Origin of the sequence: Virgibacillus sp. DJP39 (assembly GCF_049310925.1) — a bacterium.
Taxonomy (GTDB): Bacteria; Bacillota; Bacilli; order Bacillales; family Amphibacillaceae; genus Virgibacillus_F.
On sequence record NZ_JBMERP010000042.1, the window covers coordinates 1 to 22500 of the forward strand.

Consider the following 22500-nt stretch of genomic DNA (forward strand, 5'->3'; position numbering starts at 1 on the left):
AATGGCGAAAGCCTTAGTTGCACTTATGCAGTAAGAAAGCATTTATACTTTCTTACCTGCCCAGAAAAGCCTGCTGACCATATAGGTCAGCAGGCTTTTTATTAATTTTGGAAATTTACCGGAGTGTTGGACAAATTCATTTACCATAAAAAAATTCTCTAACGACCCGTTCTGTAGCATGCCCATCCTCTAAATAGCAAAATTTTTCATAAAATTCATCTGTTGTATCTGAAGGTATGAATCCATTTCGCTTGATCTCTTTGATAACAGAAATAACCTCTTCAGTTGTCTTAACCAATGGTCCAGGTGCCTGTTCTTCAAAATCAAAGTAGAATCCACGTAAGTTATCTCGATAATCATCAATATCATAAACGAAAAATAACATTGGACGTTTTAGGTTTGCATAATCAAAAAAACAGAAGAATAATCTGTGATTAATAGATCTGCAATTAGATAAAGCTCTCGTATATCTTCGTGATGCGACAAGTCATACGCAAAGTTCTCCAGACCTGCCAGATCCAAATTCTCCGCTATTAGATAATGTAGACGGAGTATTATCACATAATCATTACCGAGTTCTTCTTGTAAGCGTTCCAAATCCAGTTTCAAACTAAACTTATATTTACCTTTTGTATGGAACTGATTATCTCTCCAGGTGGGGGCATACAAGATTACTTTCTTATCGTCTGGAAGATTGGTTTTATGCTTTATTTGTGAAATTGACTGTTCATTATTTGAGTTCAATAAAAAGTCATTTCTTGGGTAGCCCGACTCAATTACATGTCTGTTGAATCCGAATGCTCTTTTAAATATTGTGGTTGAATATGCATTAGGGGAGACCAGGTAATCCCATTTCTTCGCTTCTTCAAGAAAGTTTCTTTTATATGTCTCCGTACTGGTTCCTGGCATATGAACTTCATCCATATCAGCTGCAAGTCGCTTTAATGGGGTACCATGCCACGTTTGTAAATACTTAGTGTGTCTGGGCTTTGGTATCCAGAGTGGCAAACGACTATTTGATACCCAAAAACCAGCTCGTGCCATTAACAATAACCATTTTATTGAAAAGCGTCGAACATGTTGGACATCTTTATCTTCAAAAAACTTCATATGCCTTCGATCGACGCTCCAGTACATGTCATAAGATGGATCGTTTTTTAGAATGTATTCATAAATTGCTCGTGGACTATCGCTATATTGCTTACCTAAGAAACTTTCAAACATAATTAACTTCCGTTTAGGCGGTAGCTTACCCAGAATAACAAAAGCATTCTTATATAAATTCATCAGGGTTTTACTTCTTCTAACTAGTACCCATTTGGATTTTACTTTTCGCAACACCTCATTTTTCAAATTATATTTCACAATTTGAAATGAGAGATATTTTGAAACACGTGTTGGTTTCATTTCCACTTTCATTTTCTGATTATTGTATTTCAAAAAATTCACTTGTGCTTGCGAGGTGGCCTTTACATTGTTAAAACGCAGCCTACCACTTCTAGTAGTGTAATGGAAGCCACCTTTTTCATATACTAACTCTAGATAAAATTTGAAATATTTGTTTTGATCTAAACTAATTTGTGATAAATAATTAAACACACCTTTAAAGCCTGCATTTTTCAACTTACCGTTATTATATTTATTAACAAGGTCTTCTCTATTGGTTATTTCAACGGGTAATTCAAATTCCAACTCGTCTAAATTATTCGTTATAAACATTTTTAATTCAACTAGCTTATGGTCTCCACCAAGGTATAACGGAGCATAGTTAAAATGGCCACTAAAGCTTAAATTTTCGTTGGTTAGTTCTAATTCATCGAAGCCACTGAATAATTGGTACTCATTGACGCGAAAAGAAACATTACCTTTTTTAGTAGTGAAAGGATAAAAAATCTTTTCATCATCTTTAATTAAAATAGTGTTGAATTGTAAACGATCATAATTGCTTTTAATTCTTGCTTTTGACTCAACGCCATCCTTAAGCTTGATCATCGACAAATTTAAAAATTCATTGTTGAAGAACTTCTCATTAGATGTATCAAACGAAATGGTTAACTCAAATATGGTATAGTCTCCCTCATTTGATAATATACAGTGATCGACTTCAATAATTTCTTCACCAAATTGATTTGTTAAACTAAAGTGATAAGCTTCAAGTTCATTTAAATTCCTTTTTAAAAAAGGTACTTGAAGCGTATATGTGTGTTGAAAAATACTTAAGTTAATTAACTTCCTATTCTTCAATTCGCTTTCAATCATGGGTTACCCTCAACTCCTGAGTTATCATATTATACAATTATTTATGTGCATCGAAACCTGCTCATTGGATTATAGCAGATTACTTTTCCAATATTTAGCGACACTAGCAGATTTTCATAGTATAGTTATTGTAATGTAGAAAACCAGTTAATTATTGGAGGTCCTCTAATGAAGAAAGTAATCACTTATGGAACATTCGACTTGCTTCATATAGGTCATATTAGTATATTGCGTCGCGCAAGAGAATTTGGCGACTATTTGATTGTGGCAATATCATCTGATGAATTTAATGCGTTAAAGAGCAAAAAGGCTTATTACAGCTTTGAACAACGCAAATCAATTCTTGAAGCAATTAGGTATGTTGATGAAGTTATCCCAGAGTACAACTGGGAACAAAAGATTAACGATATCCAAGAAAATAATGTTGACGTATTTGTAATGGGAGATGATTGGAAAGGTCAATTTGACTTTTTGGGAAATCATTGTGAAGTTGTCTATTTACCACGTACAGTTGGTATTTCAACCACTCAGATTAAGCAAGACTTACACAGAATGGAAAAAGGATAATTCTTACTGTTGCTCAGTATATTATCACAAAACTGCTAGCCTCCCTCACCATCCGGCTAGCAGTTTTTAATTACTTTTTATACTTTGTCGGATATTCTTAACTAAATTGGTTAAAGGCTTAAAATCATTATTAATTAATCCGAGATTTTCGATTAATACCTCAATTGCAAGTAAGGTAACACCCATAATAATTATTGAACCCCATAAAGTAGTCATAGAAAAGAAGATTGCAGCAACACTGAACATGATACTTAATGAATAGATGAACAATACTGTCTGCTTGTGAGTAAATCCAGACTGCATTAGTCGGTGATGTAAATGCGAGCTATCTGGGCTTGACATTGGTTTATTATTTACACGTCTTCTAATAATGGCAATGATTGTATCAGATATGGGTACCCCTAAAATAAAAATCGGAATTACAAATGATACTATTGTAATATTCTTAAAGCCTAGAATAGCCAGAACACTGATCATGAATCCCAGAAATAAAGCCCCAGTATCACCCATAAATATTTTTGCTGGATTAAAATTATAACGCAGGAATCCCATTATGCTAAAAAACAAAACGAGTGCCATGGTTGCGACATATACCTGGCCAGTTAGCACTGCCATCCCTGCTATTGTAAATAATGCAATTGCAGAAACGCCTGCCGCAAGTCCATCCAATCCATCAATCAGATTAATAGCATTAGTAATAGCAATAATCCAAACTATTGTTACAATAGAACTTAGGAAACCAAAACCAATTTGACCACCAAATGGTAGATTGATAAATTCAATCTGTAAGCCTCCCCAAGATACAACAATAAAAGCTGCTGCAATTTGTCCAACCAGCTTAGCTTTTGGTGACAAATTGTACAGGTCATCAAATATACCCAGCAGAATAATGATAGTTGCTCCTATAATTACAGGTAAATGAAAATCACTTGAAGGCTGTAGAATGAGAAGCCCACCTAGAAAACTTAAAAAGATTGCAATACCTCCGAGTGTAGGGGTTGGAGTAACATGTGCTTTACGATAATTAGGTTCATCTGTTGCCTTTATCCTTATAGACATTTTTATAACAAGCGGCGTTAAAATTAATGCTATCACTAAAGTTAACGAGGCAAGTAAAAGTATTTCGAGCATTTTTACACCTCATTTTAAATAAGTAAACTTTTTATCTCTCTATCTATTATATAGTTTTCATACGAAAATCGCCAATGAAGTTTGAAATACTCTTTTCCTGTTCCACATCATTAATCAACTGCCTACACTGTTAATGCCTGGTTCGGCTTTGATGCATGTTTGTATGCGTTGCGTTCTTTCTTAGACATTTTCTTATACACTTTTAAAAACTCTTCATACCTTGGCAATATTTCTTCAACTGCTCCAAACTCTTTAACCATCCCATACTCAAGCCAAAGAATCTTATCGCAAAATTGCTTCATCTGACCGATGGAGTGACTTACAAAAATCATCGTTTTTCCTTTATCTTTAAACTCTTTCATTTTATCCAAACTTTTCTCTGCAAAAGCTTTATCTCCTACAGAAAGCGCTTCGTCAATGATTAGAATATCCGGGTCAATATTTACGGAAATTGCAAATCCAAGTCTTGATTTCATCCCGCTTGAGTATGATTTAACCGGTTGGTCAATAAAATCTCCAATTTCCGCAAACTCAATTATTTCTGGTTCCAATGCTTTTATTTCTTTTTTGTTAAAGCCCAGCATTAAGCACTTGAGCTCAATATTGTCCCGTCCCGTCAAATCACCCTTAAGTCCAGATGCAACTGCAATTAGGGAAACCTGCCCATTGATTGTTACATCGCCTGCTGTTTCGGGAATAATCCCTGCTATAATATTTGATAGTGTTGATTTACCAGATCCATTTATTCCAACAAATCCAATAACATCACCTTTTTCAGCTTCGAAGCTCACGTCCCTCAGGGCATAAAAGTCTTTTCCATAGCTTCTCGGTGTTATTAAATCAAGCAGACGTTCTTTCGTACCATTGTATAATTTATATTTCTTAGTAATATTTCGGGTAATTATCGATTTTTCCATACCATCACAAACCTTTACAAGTAATCAATAAAATGTCTTCTGAACTTTATATGTAGAATTGATCCGAATAGGAATAATAGTATTACTACTACCCAAAAATACAGCGTGTAATTCCAGTTGGTAATGAAGTACCATTCTGTCCCAAACAATGCTGCTCGGTAACCTTCAATTAAATAATAAAGCGGGTTTAATTTTAACACTACAGTTACCCAGGGTTGAAAATCACTTAATATTGTTATTGGCCATAGTACGCCGGATAAATATAACCCCATTCTCAGGGTTGAGTTCAAGAGCATATGGACATCTCGAATAATAGTTGACAGTGTTGAAGTTATGAGTGATATAGCAAAAATCAAACAAAAGGTTGCAAAGATAAAATAAACTAGCTCTATGTAATAGACCGTGGCGATATAGCCAGTCAGCTGGAAAATAATTATCGTGATCATCAACATAAACAAATGTATATAAAATTTTGAAAAAATTATAAAATTCGGAATGATGCTCATAGGAAAGTTCATCTTCGACAGCATCCGCAATCTTGTGTAAATTGATTTTGATCCTTCAATTGTTGCCTGGTAAAAGAATATCCATAAAATAAAACCTACAAGCAACCAATTGATGAACTGCACTTCCATACCTGGTGCCAGTTTAATAGGAGTACGGTCCCTAAGTGCACCAAACACAAACCAATAAATCAGAACTTGTATCAGTGGGTTGATTATTTCCCATGCCATACCTAGATAATTATTTTTGTTTTTACTTTTTAATTCATATACCGATAATCTTTTAATTAAATAAAAGTGCTGGATTTGTTCTTTTAGTACAGTAATTGCAGACTTCATAAATATATCCTCTCAATCCACAGTAAGTAATATGTGAATCATGTCTTATTAGATCAAAACCTAATAAACTGATAGTAACACAGAATAGACACTTTGAAGGGGTTCAGGTAAAAAAAACTAATTTTTTTATTCGACTGGTCATATACTAGCATAATAGGATCTTTTAGTTAGGCGATTTTCTACAAGATTGGTGCTTTTGACATAAAAACTATAAACTGAGACATAACTGCTGTATTTATTTCCTACCACCTTTTATTGGATTGGTGCTGATCCAACGCTGCGGAAAAACACTCGCTTTCCGTGGGGAACGCTTCAGCCTCCTCGGAGCAAAAACCGCTCACTGCGGGGTCTTCAGACTGTTCCTTTCCCACTGGAGTCTCGCATTTTCCCTCCGCTTAGGATAGGTTTCTGTTCAAGGGAGAAGAATCCCGAAAAGACACAGAATTAATGAGTAGATTTCTATCTTAGTGAAGGCAGAATACGAAGACTCCTGCGGGAAAATCGCGAGTCCGAAGACCCCGGAAGAAGCGTTCTTTGCTTCTGAGGAGACTGAGGCCGTGCCCGCGGAAAGCGAAGTATTGTGCAGGAACGGCGTCCAAAAGAATTTCACTATTATCAACTGCGAGGGTTAACTAGCAACAAAACCTATAAAAAGAGCATTTAGCTAAAGCCCTGCATTCTTTGTCGAAGATTTTTATATAACATTGTGAACAAAGTATAGTATTATTGTAGTTGAATACTTTATGGAGGTTTTTGCGATGAAAAGAATAATTACATACGGAACGTTCGACCTGCTTCATATCGGGCATATTAATATTCTACGTCGTGCAAAAGGATTTGGCGACTATTTAATAGTTGCTATATCTTCTGATCAATTCAACGCAATTAAAGACAAGCAGGCATATTACACCTTTGAACATAGAAAGGCAATTCTTGAAGCAGTTCGCGACGTTGATCAAGTTATTCCAGAGAATAGCTGGAAACAAAAGATTGAAGACGTGCAAAAATATAATATCGATACATTTGTAATGGGAGATGACTGGAAAAGTCAATTTGATTTTTTAAACGATTATTGTGAGGTTGTTTATTTGTCCAGAACAGTTGGAATCTCCACATCCAAAATTAAAAGCGATTTGTTTAAGGTGCAAAATGATTAGGGAAATTACAATTTCAACCTACCTCTTCCTGTTTAAAGCTTTATTTTCTCTCTTTAAACTGCTTCCCCAACAAAATAAGACTGTTTGTGTCGCTTCCTTTGGCGACAATATATTTTACACAACCCGCTCGTTAAGCAATCTATCAGATGAGCGAATCATTATTCTAAAAAGTCGCCGCTGTAACTATGAGTTCCAAAAAGAGAACGGATACTTGCTGAATTTCAGTGTGACCCATCCATTAGCATGTGTACAATCTATTTATCACCTGGCAACTGCTACAACTATATTAGTAGATAACTATTTTGGCTTCTTGGCAGTTACAAATTTCAAACCTGGAACTACTTGTATTCAACTATGGCATGCTGTTGGAGCGCTGAAACAGTTTGGACTCAGCGATACTTCAAGTAAAACAAGAAGTGAAAGATCTAAAGCACGCTTTCGTAAAGTGTACAGTCGCTTTCATTTTGTTGCAGTTGGATCAGAGAAAATGGCAGCTATTTTTCTCAATAGTTTCGAAATAACTGATGACCGTATCCTGCGTACCGGTATTCCAAGGACAGATGTTTTTTATGACAATAAAGAGAAACAGGAAATCTATCAAAAGCTAAAAAGCTACTATCCAATCATAAGCAGAAAAAAGGTTATCCTCTATGCTCCAACATACCGTGACCTTGAGCTAACTAATTATCAATTACAGCTGGATGTAAAATTACTGCATCAAAAATTGGCGGATGATTATGTACTATTTGTTAAACTGCACCCTGCTGTAAGCTATGCATTTGACGAAAAATATGATGAATTTGTTTATGACGTCTCAGGCTACTATGACAGCAATCATCTAATGCTGTTATCAGATCTACTGATTTCAGATTATTCATCTGTTCCAATTGAATTTTCCCTGTTAAATAAACCAATGATATTTTTTGCTTACGATTTACATGATTACGATAGAACAAGAGGATTATTAAAGAATTATCAATACGAAATGCCTGGTCCAATCGTCCAGACAACTGAAGAAATTATAAAAGCGATAGAACAGAATAATTTTGACTTCAAAAAAATAAAAGCGTTTGCAGGCGAATGGAACGATTACTCATTCGGAAAGTCCAGTATGAATGTGGCAGAATTCATTATGAATGAAAGTATGTCAGAAGAGATTTCATTGTAGATATATTGTTCGAGAGCCGAGCCTAATTATGTCCCAGCTCTAATCGTTCTTTTCTTTATTAACTCAACCACTTTTCACCAATATATCCGTATTTCATCGTATTATAGATTGGTTTTAATCATGAAGGGGACATTTAATTGTCCCTTTCTTTTCTTTACAGTAAAATTTTTTAACCCTTTCTATATCTCTTCTGTACAACCTTAGATATGAAGAGCCTTTCTTGCTCGGGTGGTACCTTACATGCCGGGTCTATTATTGATTTTCCACTAAATCACCACAGGTAAATAACTGCAATAGAATAATGATTCTCTTTCTCTGATTATTTATGATTCTCAATCAATTACGTGTTATAATATAGGACAGGAAATCAACTTCTAAGGAGTTTTAATGGAAATGAATGCGATCAAAAATATTAAACAACCAAAATATATTCGTGAGTTAAAAAATTACTATAAAACTGTTGAGAAAATTAATATGAAAGAGAAACAGTATAAAGCTCTTACTGATGATGAATTGAAACAAAAAACAACTGAATTTAAGCAATTGTTACAAGAAGGAAAAACAGTTCAGGACATCGCAGTTGATGCTTTTGCAACAGTCCGTGAAACATCCAGGCGGATATTAGGTTTACGTCACTTTGACGTGCAATTAATTGGCGGATTAGTTCTTCTGGATGGTAATATTTCAGAAATGGCTACAGGTGAGGGTAAAACACTTGTTGCATCATTACCGAGCTATCTAATAGCACTACAGGGTAAAGGTGTTCATATTATTACAGTTAACGAATACCTCGCTCGCCGTGACAAAGAATTAATTGGTCAAATTCATGAATTCCTTGGGCTTTCAGTAGGTTTGAACGTTCCTGGACTAAGCGGTAGTGAAAAACAGTATTCTTATAAATGTGATATTACATATGGTGTTGGAACAGAATTTGGCTTTGATTATTTAAGGGATAATACAGTCCAATCAATCAGTCAAAAGGTCCAGCGTCCCTATCATTATGCCATTATCGACGAAGTAGACAGTGTTTTAATTGATGAAGCCAAAACACCATTGATAATTGCTGGAAAAAGTAAGCCAAGCGATCGTCTATATAGTGTTTGTGCAAGTGTTGTTAAAGGCATTAAAAAAGATATTGATTACACCTACGACCTTGAGTTAAAAGTAGTTAATTTTACCGAGGATGGTTTAAACAAATGTGAAAAAATATTTGGAGTAGATAATTTATTTGATCTAGAGCATAGTTCATTATTCCATTCATTACTTCAAGCCTTAAGAGCAAGAGTATTATATCAGCGTGATGTTGACTATATTGTAGAGCAAGGTGAAGTTAAGCTTGTTGATATGAATACAGGTAGAATCATGGAGGGCCGCAGCTTAAGTGATGGGTTGCATCAGGCGATAGAATCAAAAGAAGGCCTAATTAATACTGATGAAAACAAAACCCACGCTTCCATTACAATTCAAAACTATTACCGAATGTACCCTTCATTATCAGGCATGACAGGTACTGCTAAAACAGAAGAGACTGAAATAAGAAAGATCTATGGAATGGGTGTTGTCATAGTTCCAACTAACAAACCAAATCAAAGAGTTGACCATCCGGATAGGGTGTATTCAACACGCGAGCAAAAATACAACTATTTGCTAAAAGAAGTAAAAGAACGACATGAAAAAGGACAACCTATACTCATTGGTACCACGTCAATCCTTCAGTCTGAAGATGTTGCAAAGGCTCTTGACAAAGAAAATCTTGTTTATCAGCTTTTAAATGCTAAAAGCGTACAACAAGAGGCTAATTTAATTGCTTTAGCTGGTCAAAAGAATCAGATCACCATTGCGACTAATATGGCTGGGCGCGGGACGGACGTTATGCTTGGTGAAGGAGTAACCGAGCTAGGAGGACTCCATGTCATAGGAACTGAACGTAACGAAAGTAGACGTATCGATGATCAATTAAAGGGGCGCTCAGCAAGACAAGGTGATCCGGGTTCAACTCAATTTATACTTTCTCTTGAAGATTACTTATTTATTCGCTATGCGGCAGACGAATTAGAAAGGGCTAAACCTAAATTCAAATCTTATAACACCGGTTTAATAAAGACAGCAAATGTGTATAAATTTGTAGATACAGCTCAAAGGATTAGTGAAGGTGTTCATTATCAGTTCCGCGATTATAACTTAAACCTTGAGAATGTGTTAAACGATCAGCGCGGAGTAATATACAAATTGCGCGATGAGTTATTGCAAACCGATAACACAATTCACTTCTTAACGAAACAAACTAGTTCCCTTCCGGGTGAATTTGTTGCAGCATTCTGCTCTAACGACCTCCTGCCTGAAGAATGGGATTTGGAAGGTTTAGAAAAAGAACTAAACACTATTTTACTAGTAGATGTGTCTTTTGATGATAGAGTTGGTGATTTTAATAATGCTGATGAAGTCCAAAATTTTATTAGACCTTATATAGATATGCACCACGAACTTATATACACATACGAAAATCGTGAACAAGTTCAGAATTCCTCAAAAGGTATTGGATTATTTGTCATTGATACGTTGTGGAAAAAACATTTAGACACAATGAATCAACTTAAAGAGGGTATTGGGATTAGACAATACCAACAAGAGAATCCTGTCGAGTTATTTCAAAAAGAAGGATATAAACTTTTTGAAACAACCTACCATGAAATTGAATATGAATTTGCATTCAGATTAACAGGACTTATTAAAGGCATTATTGATAGGGAAAATAAAGGGTCGTCACAAAATTAATTACCAGGAAAGGAAGTTATTATGTTTGGTTCCAAAAGACAGAAAAAAGCAGAAAAGGAAAGTTCAGTAAATGCAGAAGAAATAATCGGTTCAGAAGATGCTAATCAGGGTGAAGCTATGATTGATACAGAGCTATCCTTGTTACCTAATTGGAATATTCCAAACGAAGAAAAGTATGTGTATGCTTATCATAATAGTGAAAGCCCTAAACTAAAAGTGAATCAGATTTCCTTATATCCTATTGAAATAAACAAACAAAAAAATAATAGTCTAGTTGCAACAGCTCTTATTAAAAATACATTAAAAAAGAGTATACACTTTGAGAAAACGACGATTCTATTGCTTGGAGAATCTAAACAGGTTATTGCAAAGAAAGAATTTGATTTAAAACAGTTAGGTACACTTCCCCCTACTTCAGCACGTCCGTGGAGATTTTTATTTTCTCCAAATGATATAAGTTCTGGGGTTGATACAGATTTAAACGCATGGTCCCTTGCTTTTGAAATTAAACGAAAACATCAGCTGGATCTAGCTGAGTCATGGGAAAAATCAATTGCAGAAAATACTAAATCGAGTTTACAGAAAATCGTTGAAAGTGCTGCTCCTTTAAAGCCTGGAGAAGTCAACTTTATGGGGCTTGAAGCGAAACAAAAAGAAAATAAAGATTTGGTGGTAACGATTTTAATTCGCAATGGTGCAGAAAAGAATATCACACTAGAGCAAGCTCCATTCGGATTGAAGGATGCAAGTGGTGAAGAAATCGCTAAAGGGAGCTTTAAATTAGAAGATTTCACTGTGAAGGCAAATACTAGCAAACCATGGACGTTTATATTTCCAGCATCCGTAATAACCAAAGAGGAAATAGACCTTTCCAAATGGCAAGTGTATCCAATCCAGTAATTATAAGGGTTATTATCAATGATAATAATCCTTTTTACTAACCTATTTTATCTTTCCAATTTATGGTATTATTTAATTTCTAGTAATCTTTTAAAGGGGTGTATAAGTGATGAAAAATTTAGTAAAGCTGTTAATGATAGTGTCACTATTTGCAGCCTTGTTTCAATCTACAGCTATTGGTGTGAGTGCTGAATCTAGTAATATAGCAGAAAAATGCAGTTATATTGCCAAGCCTGGTGTGAATCCTGACCCTAAAACAATGAATTGTTTATTGACTGAGGTAGCTCTTGAGTACGATATTCCACCGGAAATTTTCAAGGCAATTGCAGAGAAAGAAAGTGCAAACTGGCATCAATATGATGATAACGGAAATACCATTATCACATCAGACGGTGGTATTGGGGTAATGCAAATCACGAATAAAGAAGATTATGTTTTGGAATCACTTAAAACAGATATTATTTACAACATCAGAGCTGGAGCAAACATTCTAGATAGCATGTTTAAGCGTACAGATTTACCTACCATCAATGAGGGAAATAGAGATGTATTAGAGCATTGGTATTTTTCTATCATGGCCTATAATGGAACCAAACCAGTAAACAGTCCAGTTGTTAAAGATACGGGAAAAACCAATCCAAATGCTTATCAAGAAAAGGTTATAGACAAGATTGCAAATTTAGAATTGGTGACAATGCAGTCATTACCTTTTTCAAATTCAGACTTTCAATACGACACGACTAGCGGTGAAAACATTGAATTTTTAACAATGAATTATCATTTTGATATGCCATTTACAAAAACTAACTATTTGTTTAAACAAGGTCAAAAGGTTGAAGCAACATCTGATATGAATATAAGAGCCTTCCCTGGAGGTACAGATATAGGTGATATTAACAATGGTGAAATATTAACAATTGAAGGTCCAATTGCCTATGGAGAAGATCCGGATAACCATTTTGTCTGGTACCCTGTTAAGCGTGGAAATGGCGACACCGGATTTGTAGCATCCAGCTATCTAAATGGTCTTCAATTTAAAGATGTTCCGGCTGGTCATTATGCAGAGGAAGAAATCTATTATTTAGTTGATAGAGACATTATCAACGGAATTGGTAACAGTGAATTTGGACTATCACAGAATCTTAAAAGGTGGCAAGCAGTTCTGATGATTGCTAGGTCAAAAAACCTTTCACTTGGGAATAGTCCTAATCCTAACTTTGAAGATGTACCAAAAAGTTATCCTTACTATAATGAAATTTCGGCGGTAGTTGATGAGGGTTTATTCAAAGGTAATAAAAATGGTACTTTTGAACCTGATTCCACTTTAACTAGAGCTGAGATGGCAGTTGTCTTACAAAGAATTTATAAATTCCCGGAAGCTTCAAATGATACTCCTTTCACTGACGTAGAATCAGGCATTTGGTATGCAGATCCGATTTCGAGTATATATGAGGCTGAAATAACTAAAGGTATAACTCCAACAACATTTGGTCCTTCAACAGATGTAACCAGAGAACAGTTTGCTGTGTTTATGGCACGTTCAATGAATGACCGGTTTAGATAGAATCAAAATTATTATTAACATTTCATAGTATCCTTTCTAAAGTTAATACTGGAAATAGAAAAGAAAATACTAAAAAAGTAGAGCTGATACATTATCAGCTCTACTTTTTTCTAATGTTACTCCAAAATTATTTTGTGCCCACAGTTATAGATCCATCACTGGAAGTATCTTCTTGCAAAAACGAAACTGAAAATTCTTGTTGGATGCTTGCTCCTTCATTGGAGAATTCAACTAACACATATTCTTCATCTGCTGAACCGGTTGTATTAGTTCCTATAATTTCAAGAACCTTTGATCCGTCAACCTGATCTTTAAGAACTAAATAATCAGCATCCTCCTGAACATCTGCATTACGGTCAAAAACAGATTCGTAGTTAATAGTAACAGTGTCGCTCAAAACCGGCCCACCAGAGGTAGTAAATAGGAGTTCTGATAGACTATTCTCTTCAGCTACAGATGAATCAACTATTACATCTAATTGTAAGTCTTTTAATTCCTTTTGAAGCAACTGAGTCCAAGCCTCATCTAACTTCATTTGCAACGACTTCTTATCTGGATAGTCAACAGGCAATTCATTCACTAAGGTTTGGGCTACAGAAACCGTTTCATTCGTCACCACATCGAGCAAATTAGTTGTTTCATCAAATAATTTATTTACTGCTTCTGAAGTAGTACGGATAGTAAAAATTTCTTGAATCTCAGCTAGTTCATCTTCTAACAATGGTTTAACTAAACTTGTACTTGCAAGAGCATCAATCTGACTTTGAACATTATTAATCTGATCTAATGTTAATTCCTCTCTAATAGTTCTGTCTATTTCAGAAACCCATAGCTTGTTAACAGCACTATTTGAAGAACTAGCTTCACTGCTGATTTGAAGTTCATCTGCAATATTAAGCTTTTTTAACATTGGTGCAATGTCAATGCTAGTTGTACTTCCAATATCTATTAATTCTTCCCTTAAGCCTGCAATCACCTGTTCATCTGCCGCTAGTAGATTTCCGACTTCATCAAATAATCCACTTATTTGAGTTGTAATGAGATCCAGTCTTTCCTCATCAGTTATTATTGACCCCTCTTGGTTTAAAGTCGAATTAAAGCTACTAATCGCTTCACTTTCACTAGTTTCAAAAGTTGTTAAAACCGATTCATTTACAGTTGTAACAGTCTCTAGTAACAAGGACAGTGTAATATCTACAGTTGAAGAAACTAATTTAACAATTTCACTTCGATAGTCCTCCAGATGAGCACTTTGGACAACATCATAACCAAGAACAACTGCAAGATCGTCATAACTAAAACTTTCTGGGTTATCAATAATGTACTGTAAATTTGTGTTAAGTTGTGTTTCAGTCACTTGTGTTACAGCATTTATAACTTCCGCGACGGTCAGTGTACCATCTTTCGCTTTCTCCGTAATTGCATAACGGTAGTCAGCATCTAAATCCCACTTGAAATTTTCTACTAGTTTATCTAATAGATATAATTCAAACCCTTCTATGTCTTGTTCAATAATTTCGACTGCTTTTTCTTGATTGATTGTGACAATTGCAGTTTTGAGCATCTCATTTGTTACCACATCATTTTCTTTTACTAACTTTGTAACTGCTATACGATAGTCCTCGATAAGATTACTTTCTACATTTTCCCCACCGAATAGAATATCTAGCTCAAAAAGTTCAAAGCTATCATAATTGGTTAGCAATTGTTCCATAGCTTGTTCTTGATTAACTAAGATTACAATTTCACTAATCTGCTCCTTAGTGAGAGCCCCATTACTTTTAATTACTTTTTGGAGTGCTGTAGCATATAGTTCTGTATCATAATAGAGACCATCATTTGTTACTCCTGAGATAATTTCTTTGGTAATGGTTATTTGATCTTGATTAATTAATTCAAGAGCAATATCACTGTGTTCAAGTTCTAATGTTTTGATTAGTTGTTGTTCATCAAGTGTTCCATTATTTTCAGTTTGTGCTGTTTTTACTGCAGTTTTATATCTATCTAAATATCCAACAAAACCATTAATATAAAAATATCTCATCATCGCTAGAGATAATGAATTTGTATCATTGTTTATCTTTAATAGAGCACCACTTCTTAACTCATTCCTAATTAATGTATTGATTTTAAAAATAGCATCTCGTACTTGGTCGGGGGTTAAGTCTTCATCTTTGTTCGCTATTTTGGCTTCGGATACTGCTGTTTGATATCTAGAAAGCTGATTTGGGTCTTCAACATTAGCAAAAATTTGTAGTGCTTCCACCGTTATGTTAACAGGGTCTCCATTAATTACTAATAATGTTTTCGCTTCGTCTACATTCCTAACCAGTTGACGTAAACCATCGACATTCAAATCTGCATTTTCAGCCTTGATTGCGATTTTGTAGGCACCTAAGTTATCTTCATCTAGATTATACAAGCCAATCCTTTCTAACATTTCAATTGTAATGGCGTCAGAATTACTATTAACTAGTTTCAAGGTCTCCGTAAATTCCTGTTCATTAACAGCTACAACTATATTTACTATATCTTGACTCGTAAGACTACCATAGTTAGCATTCTTTTTAATTGCAGCAATATACTTATTAAATAGGTCTTTGTCATTTACGTGCCCTACGACTTCATAAAGATTTTGACTCGTAACGAAGGAAATGTTTTTGTTTATTTTATTAACAATGCTTTGTTGTTGTACTAATTTTTCAATTGATTCTATTTCACTAAATGATACTACTTCGCCACCATTTGATTGAACTTTTTCAGTTAGAATCTGTTTAAAAATAGATAGTTGTTCTTGATTGCAATAAATATTTACAGAATTAAGTAGTTCCACAGTAAGCGTTTCTGGATTAAGACTTATTTGCTTAGCAATTTCTAGTTCAATCTCGGCATTTATTCTGTTTATAATCTGAGTTAATATAGACTCCGTTAATAGGGCAGTGGGTTCATTTAAAAGCTCTCTGACACCTTCCTCATATTTATTTTGATAGTAACCATAAGTGCCATAATTTGCAAAACTCTGGATTAACCTATAATTTACATTCCCTTGATTTATATCTTTTATTACTTCTTGGCGATTAACTTTTATTATCACTTCATAAATATCACGTTTTTGCTGAAATGGACCGTTAATTTCGATCCAATCATCTAATGCATGTTGATAGTTATGCATTTCTACTGATTCTATTGGATTGCCGAAAAGTCTTAATTCTTCAAAAGTTAATGAAAGAGTACTTTCGTTTAGTTTTACAAGCACTTTCTGTATATAGATTTCGTTAACTGCTGATATAAGATCCTCTAAACTATTAGCTGTTAGTATTTGATCAGAGTTAATTGCTTCCTCAATCTTATTAATATACTCAGTTATTAATTCCTCTATTATTAAAGTATTTGTAGCATCCATTAGTACATCGGTTGTAACCTGTTGAGGATTTGTGACAACTAGATTTAATGCCTTTTGTTTATTTACCTTGACAATAAGATCCTCCAGCAACGATTTAGTTAAATAAATACTCTCGTCCTTTGCAGTTAGGATAGCAGTCCGATAATCCTCCAGATAAGCCTCATTAAAGTAATAATAATCTAGCTTTCCAATATCATACTTAGTAAAACTTGATGGGTTATTGTTAATATAGTCCAGATAAGTTGTAGAGCTGTTTTGGTTAGCGCTAACAATTGCTTCTCTTATTTTTTCTATTGTTACTTCTTCGTCTTCAGTTGCAAGAACCGTTAATACATCACGATAGCTATTTAGATTGTTAAATTCTACTAGTTGATAGCCTAGAACTTCATATAAATCATTATGTGTAATTAACCCTGCATTCGTATTAACTAAGTTAACAACACTATCTCCTAAGGCTTTGGTTAATGCTGTTTCAATATCTTCTTTTGTTATTTCTCCTTCTGATGCTTTGAGTGCCTCATAAGCTTTTTCAGTAATACGTGAACTGGAAACGTAATTGCTAAAGTAATATAACTGATCATAATCAAAAGAATTTATATCCTGGTTAATACTTTCTACCAGCTGAGAAAAATGTTGCTCATTAACGTTTTTAATTGCTTGAGCAAGTTCGTTACTAGTAAATCCGTTTTCAGTGTATGCCAATGATGCTTGTTCATATTGACCTTTTAATTCATGATATACGTTAAAACCGCCCCATGAGCCTATAAGTGCATCTGTCATTTGATTCATAGTTTCAAATGTAGAATTTTCATTAAAGTATTTTAAGGCAGTTTCCTGATTAACCTGTGTAATTACATCATGAACAGTACTTAACGATACATTAGCAAATTTGCTCAGTCTTGTTTGATATTCAACTAACAGGTCTTCACGTGCTGACCCTTGAATGGTATAAAGTACAGAAAAGCTAACATTTCCCGGGTCCGCTTTTAAAGTATCTAACAAGTCTACCGAAATAGTTTTATTAATACTTTTAACGATAATGTTAACATCTGAAAGATCTAAATCACGATTCACATCTTCTTTATAATTACTAATTGCAAACTGGTACTTGGAAATTTCACCCTCATAAATCCTTTGGTTAGTAGCAAAACGGAGTTGTTCTACTGTAAACCCATTTGGACTTTCATTAATATCTTGGAGTCCGTCTAGACTGTCATATTCATCAGTGTACGTAGGTAATTGCTTAACTTCATCAATTGCTGTCTTTACAGCTGTTAATTTGTCTGCATCAATAAGATCTGCCACACTAGCACCCGCTTTTAATGCCGCTTCAACTGCCGTTTTTGCTCTCAACCATTTAGCTTGTACAGTTTCCCAATTATCTACCGTTACCATGTTGCTAGCTGGTAAGCTTTTGATTGATTGATTTGCTAGTTCAATTCTCTCTGTTTTAGTTTGCTTAAGTTCTTCTATCTTAATTTTAACTTCACTTAATTTTGCTAGTCCTAAAATTTCATCGTCGCTTATACCATGCTCGCGAGCATATCCTAATAATTCCTCAGCGGCAAAGATCTTTGCCTCGACATCGGAAAGATTATTAGCAGTTACCAACGCAACAATTGGTATTTCTGCTAGTGCTTTATTTGTTGCAGTAAGTATTCCAGCTAAGGTTTCAACTACTTTACTGTCTATCTCTTGATAGATTGCCAGATTGTCTATTTCCTTATCAGTTGCACCTTTCTCTCTTGCTGTTTCCAAAGACAGTCCAATTTCTTCAAGTGTATTGCGTACACTATTAAGGTTGTCTTTGGTAACCTCTGTAATAGCAGGTAGGCTTGCAACCAATTCTTCTACTATAACAATTGATTCATTTTTTTCTTCTAATAATTTTTCTATAGTGGTTTGAGTAGTTATATAGTCAGCATAGTTTTTTATATCCTCTATACTTACGCCTTTTTCTGCTGATTCCTCAATCTTGGTTTGAATTTCATTTAAACCTTGCTGAACAAGAACCATATTAGAATACTCTAGTTTAACAGGTAAAGAGGATATTAATTGTTCTATATCTGATATAGCATCTGCTTTTTCCCTTTTTATTGTATTAATTTTATTAAGTACATTAGCGACTTTCTCTAAATTGTTGAAATCAGCGTCGACAGCACCCTTTGACCGTGCAATAGCAATCTTTTCTTTCGCAACCACAACTTTAGATTCTCCAACAGCTAAAGTGTCGACGGTTATATCCTCTACAATTGGGACGTCGGCAATAGCCTGATTTGCATCTTGAATAAAACTAACTTTATTAGATTCAATTTCTTTTATTCTAGAATCTGCTAAATCCAATAGTGAGTAACCTGCTGCACTTATAATATAATTCTCTGAGACACCTATATCCTTTGCTACTGAAATCGCATCGTTTACAGCAGTCACTTTTTCCTTAAGAACAGACAAGCCTGCAAATTTTACAGAAGATGGATCACTTGGTAATTCACCTAATGTATCTTCTACTTTTTCTACTGCAGTTACTTTTGATTCTAAAACACTTTGAATCCCTGTAAATATTTTATAGTAATCTACTTCTTCCTTTATGAAGTCAACCCCAGTATCCGCACCAAAAGCAATTGCTGTATCAATTAGTTTACGAACCGAGTTGAATTCAGTCTTGTTTTCTAAGGTTACATTATCTGTAGGAAAAGCTTTTAATTCTGTAATTGCTGCATTTACTTTGCTATTCATTAATGATGCAAACGAAGACCCTGTTGAGGTAACTTTTGCCTTTTCATTATTTACTTCTAAAGAATTGATGTTATCTATTTCACCTTCAATATTAACCGTGTTGTTAATGTTCAGTTTTGTAATTGTGGACAAATTATCAACCTCTAAATTTGTTGGTGAATCAATAGTTACATTACCAATTGATAAATTCCCTTTCAAAGATACTATTTTACTGGTCGTCGATTCATCAATGTTTAAGCTAATATCATTAATTATTGCACCATTTTTTGTTGATAATGTAGTTGGGGTTGATACTTCTAAAGTTTCAATTTGTGTAAAGTCCCCATTAAGTTCAATAGTAGAATTTTCTTTTGCTAAAGAAACATTAATTTTCTTAGCCGAGAAACCTTGTTGAGCACTAACTTTTGTTTCTTTTGTAACGTTAATGGTAGTACTGTTAAAGTTACCTTCTAACTGAACTTCAGTTTCTACTGATGGAGCATTCGCCGATAACGTTATATTTCCAATACTACTCGTTCCATCTGTAGCAAGCCTCACACCATTGTCATCTGTTACTCGTACTTCATTGGTTCTAACAGTGTTGAAATGGATTGTTCCTTTTTCACCAGAGAGTACCCTGATGTCGTCAGCTGTAACATGGTTTAATTCTACTGAACCATCGTTACCTGGATCTAAAAAAATAGTTCCGTTTACTGTTAAATTAACAAGACTTACATTTCCATCTAAGTCACCTTTTATAGTAAGATTTCCATTAACAATTGCGTTATTACCGATTGTACTTGCGCCATATTCACCGTATGTACCATCATTGCCCTTTATAGGTGTAATAACGTAACTTGTATCATAGCTATTATTATTAGCAAATGGATTGACTCCATCCTTAACTTCAACTAAAGCAGTAGTTTGTTTTGTGAAATTTGCAGGAGTGCTATAGTTACCATTATCGTCTATAGCATAAATTGCGAACGCATATTCCGTATTACTGGTTAGCCCAGTTATGGTTTTAGTTAATTGGCTTTTATCTGTAACAGTCAGTTTTGTTGCCTGTGTTGTTGTCTTGCTAACAGTTTCACCAGGTGTGTAATAAATTTCATAGCTTTTGAAGTCAGAAGCACTGGAAGCATTCCAATTCACTGTTATTTGATTTGCTTCCGAGGTTGCTGCTACACCTATTACTTGTTCAGGTGCAGTATTATCTGTTGGGATGTTGTTATCCGTGTTATCTTGCTCTTCCTTTTGTTGCTTTTCTTGAATAAGAATTAGTTTATGTAACATAGAAGAAAATTGCGCTCTAGTGACTAAGTCGCGTGGTCTAAACGTCGCATCTTCATGACCTAAGATTACACCTGTCTGGTAAAGAGTCTCTACATTTTGTTTGTGGACTGATGCAATTGTTTCTTCATCGTCAAACGGTAGAACCTCCATTTTTTTGTGTTCTAAGTCAAATGCTTTAACTAGCACAGTTGCAGCCTGCTCCCTTGTTAAATTTTCATCTGGACCAAATGAACCATCTGTATTACCAGTGAAAATACCTGCTTCATGAACTGCTGCTGCACTCTCAGCCCACTTTGAGTCTGCAAGAATGTCGGTAAAACGTACTAGATCATTCGGCGTTGCCAAATCAAAATAATTAACGAATAAAATTGCCACATGTCCCCTTAGAATAGCCTCATTTGGTCTAAATGTGTTATCTGGGTAACCATGGATTACATCCCTTGAAGTCAGGAAGCTGATAGCCTCATATCCAAATGACTTCTCATTAACATCTGTAAACTCTGATTCAAACGTCGCTGCACTGACCATTGGTGCTACTGAGGATAGCACGGTTGCAACTGATAAAGAGCTTACCAAAACTTTCTTTTTACCACTCATTTAACCACTCCTAATTTTTTTAACTGTACTAGTTAATTTATAATAACAGGCAGACTAAACTTTCTTAGCTAGCTTGATATTTTTTGTTTTGTGTTTCTGCAGTGTCTCTTCTCAATCTATTTTTTAGACAAGTAGACTCCTGCACTAAACCGAAAAAAATAATTAACGAAATAAAACTAAGAATTCATCTGTTGATTTTCTAGTGTGTGGAATGAATATCGGGAAAAGCTAACTGGGGTGAAATTATTTCTTCGTCCTTTTTCTTGTCAAAATAAGGAACTAAGCTTTTTGTTAGAAATTTTAATAACAATTCTGTTAACTTCCGTACTAAATTCACCAATAGGTATATAATACTATAGGTAATTTATGTAAACAAGCTATAATACGAAAATTTTCGAACAAATTTATTTTTTGTGATAGTTTAAATACATAAATTTATCACTGGATTAAATTATCTACACATCAACTAGAACCCGGATATTCGACAAATCATTCTCGAAGGTCAAAGTGATTAACTACCTGGGGATTGTATTTGACTTAGAAACTAGCGAAATAATAGTGAGTGTAACTTAGGCGTAATTACCTATTACGATCACCACAAATAGCAAAGTTAAGTGAAAATCATATAGAATTAATTATGGGCTCGCAATAGGTAACTTATTTTTTCCACCTTATTGAAGTAAAACAAGTTGCTAGTACAAATAACCGAATAATAGATTTTAAACTTTTATTAGAATATTAATAAAAAAGTCTGACCAAATAGTAAATAGTTCCGTTTCGGTGGAATACGGTATCCCAACCAAATTTACACGCTAATAATAGTCTGTGTGATAATTGCTTAATTATTGTGCTCGTTGCTTTGTTGACCAACTTAAGTGGAAAAAAGATAACTATAATTCTCATCACAAAAAATGGTAAAATAAAAAATATGTAGCACACAAAAAAATCATAGGAGAGATTAAAATGACTATTTTTTATATAATGGTAGCGAGTATTCCAGGTCTAATATTTTTGGGTCCAGTCGGTGCGATATTAGGTGGAGTAATAGGATTTGTATTTGGGGCAACTCAATCAAATTACAGAAAAATTGTAGAATTAGAAAAGGAAATAAAGGACATGAAAAATTATTGATAGGAACATTGTTCGCAACTTATTCATTTCCTTTTTTATAAGTTCCAGTCCATTTGAATAGACTAAATGATTATTATT

Annotated in this window: 11 protein-coding genes and 1 pseudogene; 7 read left to right on the top strand and 5 right to left on the bottom strand. The window is 34.4% G+C overall.

Going from position 1 to position 22500, the window contains the following annotated elements; translation table 11 throughout:
• Window positions 1-136: 136 nt before the first annotated feature.
• Window positions 137-2259, bottom strand: a pseudogene (locus tag ACOI1D_RS13515) (CDP-glycerol glycerophosphotransferase family protein).
• A gap of 168 nt (window positions 2260-2427) precedes the next feature.
• Between ACOI1D_RS13515 and tagD (ACOI1D_RS13520) the strand changes: the two are divergent.
• Complete coding sequence (tagD, locus tag ACOI1D_RS13520; protein ID WP_422501819.1) at window positions 2428-2826, top strand: glycerol-3-phosphate cytidylyltransferase; 399 nt, start codon at window positions 2428-2430, stop codon at window positions 2824-2826.
• A gap of 66 nt (window positions 2827-2892) precedes the next feature.
• Here the strand turns inward: tagD (ACOI1D_RS13520) and ACOI1D_RS13525 are convergent, their stop codons facing one another.
• The 3 genes from ACOI1D_RS13525 to ACOI1D_RS13535 form a co-directional block, all read right to left on the bottom strand.
• Window positions 2893-3957, bottom strand: a complete 1065-nt coding sequence (locus tag ACOI1D_RS13525) for a glycosyltransferase family 4 protein (RefSeq protein WP_422501820.1) — start codon at window positions 3955-3957, stop codon at window positions 2893-2895.
• A 122-nt stretch (window positions 3958-4079) separates the two neighbouring features.
• Window positions 4080-4874 carry a teichoic acids export ABC transporter ATP-binding subunit TagH gene (gene tagH, locus ACOI1D_RS13530; RefSeq protein ID WP_422501821.1) on the bottom strand — a complete coding sequence of 265 codons (795 nt, stop codon included), beginning with the start codon at window positions 4872-4874 and terminating at the stop codon, window positions 4080-4082.
• A gap of 14 nt (window positions 4875-4888) precedes the next feature.
• Window positions 4889-5716, bottom strand: a complete 828-nt coding sequence (locus ACOI1D_RS13535; protein WP_422501822.1) for an ABC transporter permease — start codon at window positions 5714-5716, stop codon at window positions 4889-4891.
• A gap of 758 nt (window positions 5717-6474) precedes the next feature.
• Here ACOI1D_RS13535 and tagD (ACOI1D_RS13540) point away from each other — a divergent pair.
• From tagD (ACOI1D_RS13540) to ACOI1D_RS13560, 5 genes are all read left to right on the top strand, one after another.
• Window positions 6475-6873: a glycerol-3-phosphate cytidylyltransferase gene (tagD, locus tag ACOI1D_RS13540; RefSeq protein ID WP_422501823.1), complete on the top strand. Its 399-nt coding sequence runs from the start codon at window positions 6475-6477 to the stop codon at window positions 6871-6873.
• Window positions 6866-8041 carry a CDP-glycerol glycerophosphotransferase family protein gene (locus ACOI1D_RS13545; protein ID WP_422501824.1) on the top strand — a complete coding sequence of 392 codons (1176 nt, stop codon included), beginning with the start codon at window positions 6866-6868 and terminating at the stop codon, window positions 8039-8041. The genes tagD (ACOI1D_RS13540) and ACOI1D_RS13545 overlap by 8 nt, the downstream gene beginning before the upstream one ends.
• 393 nt (window positions 8042-8434) lie before the next feature.
• Window positions 8435-10816, top strand: a complete 2382-nt coding sequence (gene secA2 / locus ACOI1D_RS13550; RefSeq protein WP_422501825.1) for an accessory Sec system translocase SecA2 — start codon at window positions 8435-8437, stop codon at window positions 10814-10816.
• Window positions 10817-10837: 21 nt separating this feature from the next.
• On the top strand, window positions 10838-11716 hold the full coding sequence (locus ACOI1D_RS13555; RefSeq protein WP_422501826.1) for an accessory Sec system S-layer assembly protein: 879 nt from the start codon (window positions 10838-10840) through the stop codon (window positions 11714-11716).
• A gap of 109 nt (window positions 11717-11825) precedes the next feature.
• On the top strand, window positions 11826-13280 hold the full coding sequence (locus ACOI1D_RS13560; RefSeq protein WP_422501827.1) for an S-layer homology domain-containing protein: 1455 nt from the start codon (window positions 11826-11828) through the stop codon (window positions 13278-13280).
• Window positions 13281-13407: 127 nt separating this feature from the next.
• On the opposite strand, the gene ACOI1D_RS13565 is transcribed toward ACOI1D_RS13560, so the two are convergent.
• Window positions 13408-21291, bottom strand: coding sequence for an S-layer homology domain-containing protein (locus ACOI1D_RS13565; protein WP_422501828.1), 7884 nt, complete (start codon window positions 21289-21291; stop codon window positions 13408-13410).
• A gap of 963 nt (window positions 21292-22254) precedes the next feature.
• Between ACOI1D_RS13565 and ACOI1D_RS13570 the strand changes: the two genes are divergently transcribed.
• The gene (locus ACOI1D_RS13570; protein WP_422501829.1) at window positions 22255-22422 is read left to right on the top strand and encodes a hypothetical protein; all 168 of its coding nucleotides are present in this window, start codon (window positions 22255-22257) and stop codon (window positions 22420-22422) included.
• Window positions 22423-22500: the final 78 nt, after the last annotated feature.

What these genes read in the sequence shown, in the direction of transcription:
- ACOI1D_RS13545 (WP_422501824.1), top strand. Translation starts at nt 6,866, where the DNA reads ATGATTAGGGAAATTACAATTTCAACCTACCTCTTCCTGTTTAAAGCT.
- tagD (WP_422501823.1), top strand. Translation starts at nt 6,475, where the DNA reads ATGAAAAGAATAATTACATACGGAACGTTCGACCTGCTTCATATCGGG.
- tagD (WP_422501819.1), top strand. Translation starts at nt 2,428, where the DNA reads ATGAAGAAAGTAATCACTTATGGAACATTCGACTTGCTTCATATAGGT.
- ACOI1D_RS13525 (WP_422501820.1), bottom strand. Translation starts at nt 3,957, where the DNA reads ATGCTCGAAATACTTTTACTTGCCTCGTTAACTTTAGTGATAGCATTA.
- ACOI1D_RS13565 (WP_422501828.1), bottom strand. Translation starts at nt 21,291, where the DNA reads ATGAGTGGTAAAAAGAAAGTTTTGGTAAGCTCTTTATCAGTTGCAACC.
- ACOI1D_RS13555 (WP_422501826.1), top strand. Translation starts at nt 10,838, where the DNA reads ATGTTTGGTTCCAAAAGACAGAAAAAAGCAGAAAAGGAAAGTTCAGTA.
- ACOI1D_RS13560 (WP_422501827.1), top strand. Translation starts at nt 11,826, where the DNA reads ATGAAAAATTTAGTAAAGCTGTTAATGATAGTGTCACTATTTGCAGCC.
- ACOI1D_RS13570 (WP_422501829.1), top strand. Translation starts at nt 22,255, where the DNA reads ATGACTATTTTTTATATAATGGTAGCGAGTATTCCAGGTCTAATATTT.
- ACOI1D_RS13535 (WP_422501822.1), bottom strand. Translation starts at nt 5,716, where the DNA reads ATGAAGTCTGCAATTACTGTACTAAAAGAACAAATCCAGCACTTTTAT.
- secA2 (WP_422501825.1), top strand. Translation starts at nt 8,435, where the DNA reads ATGAATGCGATCAAAAATATTAAACAACCAAAATATATTCGTGAGTTA.
- tagH (WP_422501821.1), bottom strand. Translation starts at nt 4,874, where the DNA reads ATGGAAAAATCGATAATTACCCGAAATATTACTAAGAAATATAAATTA.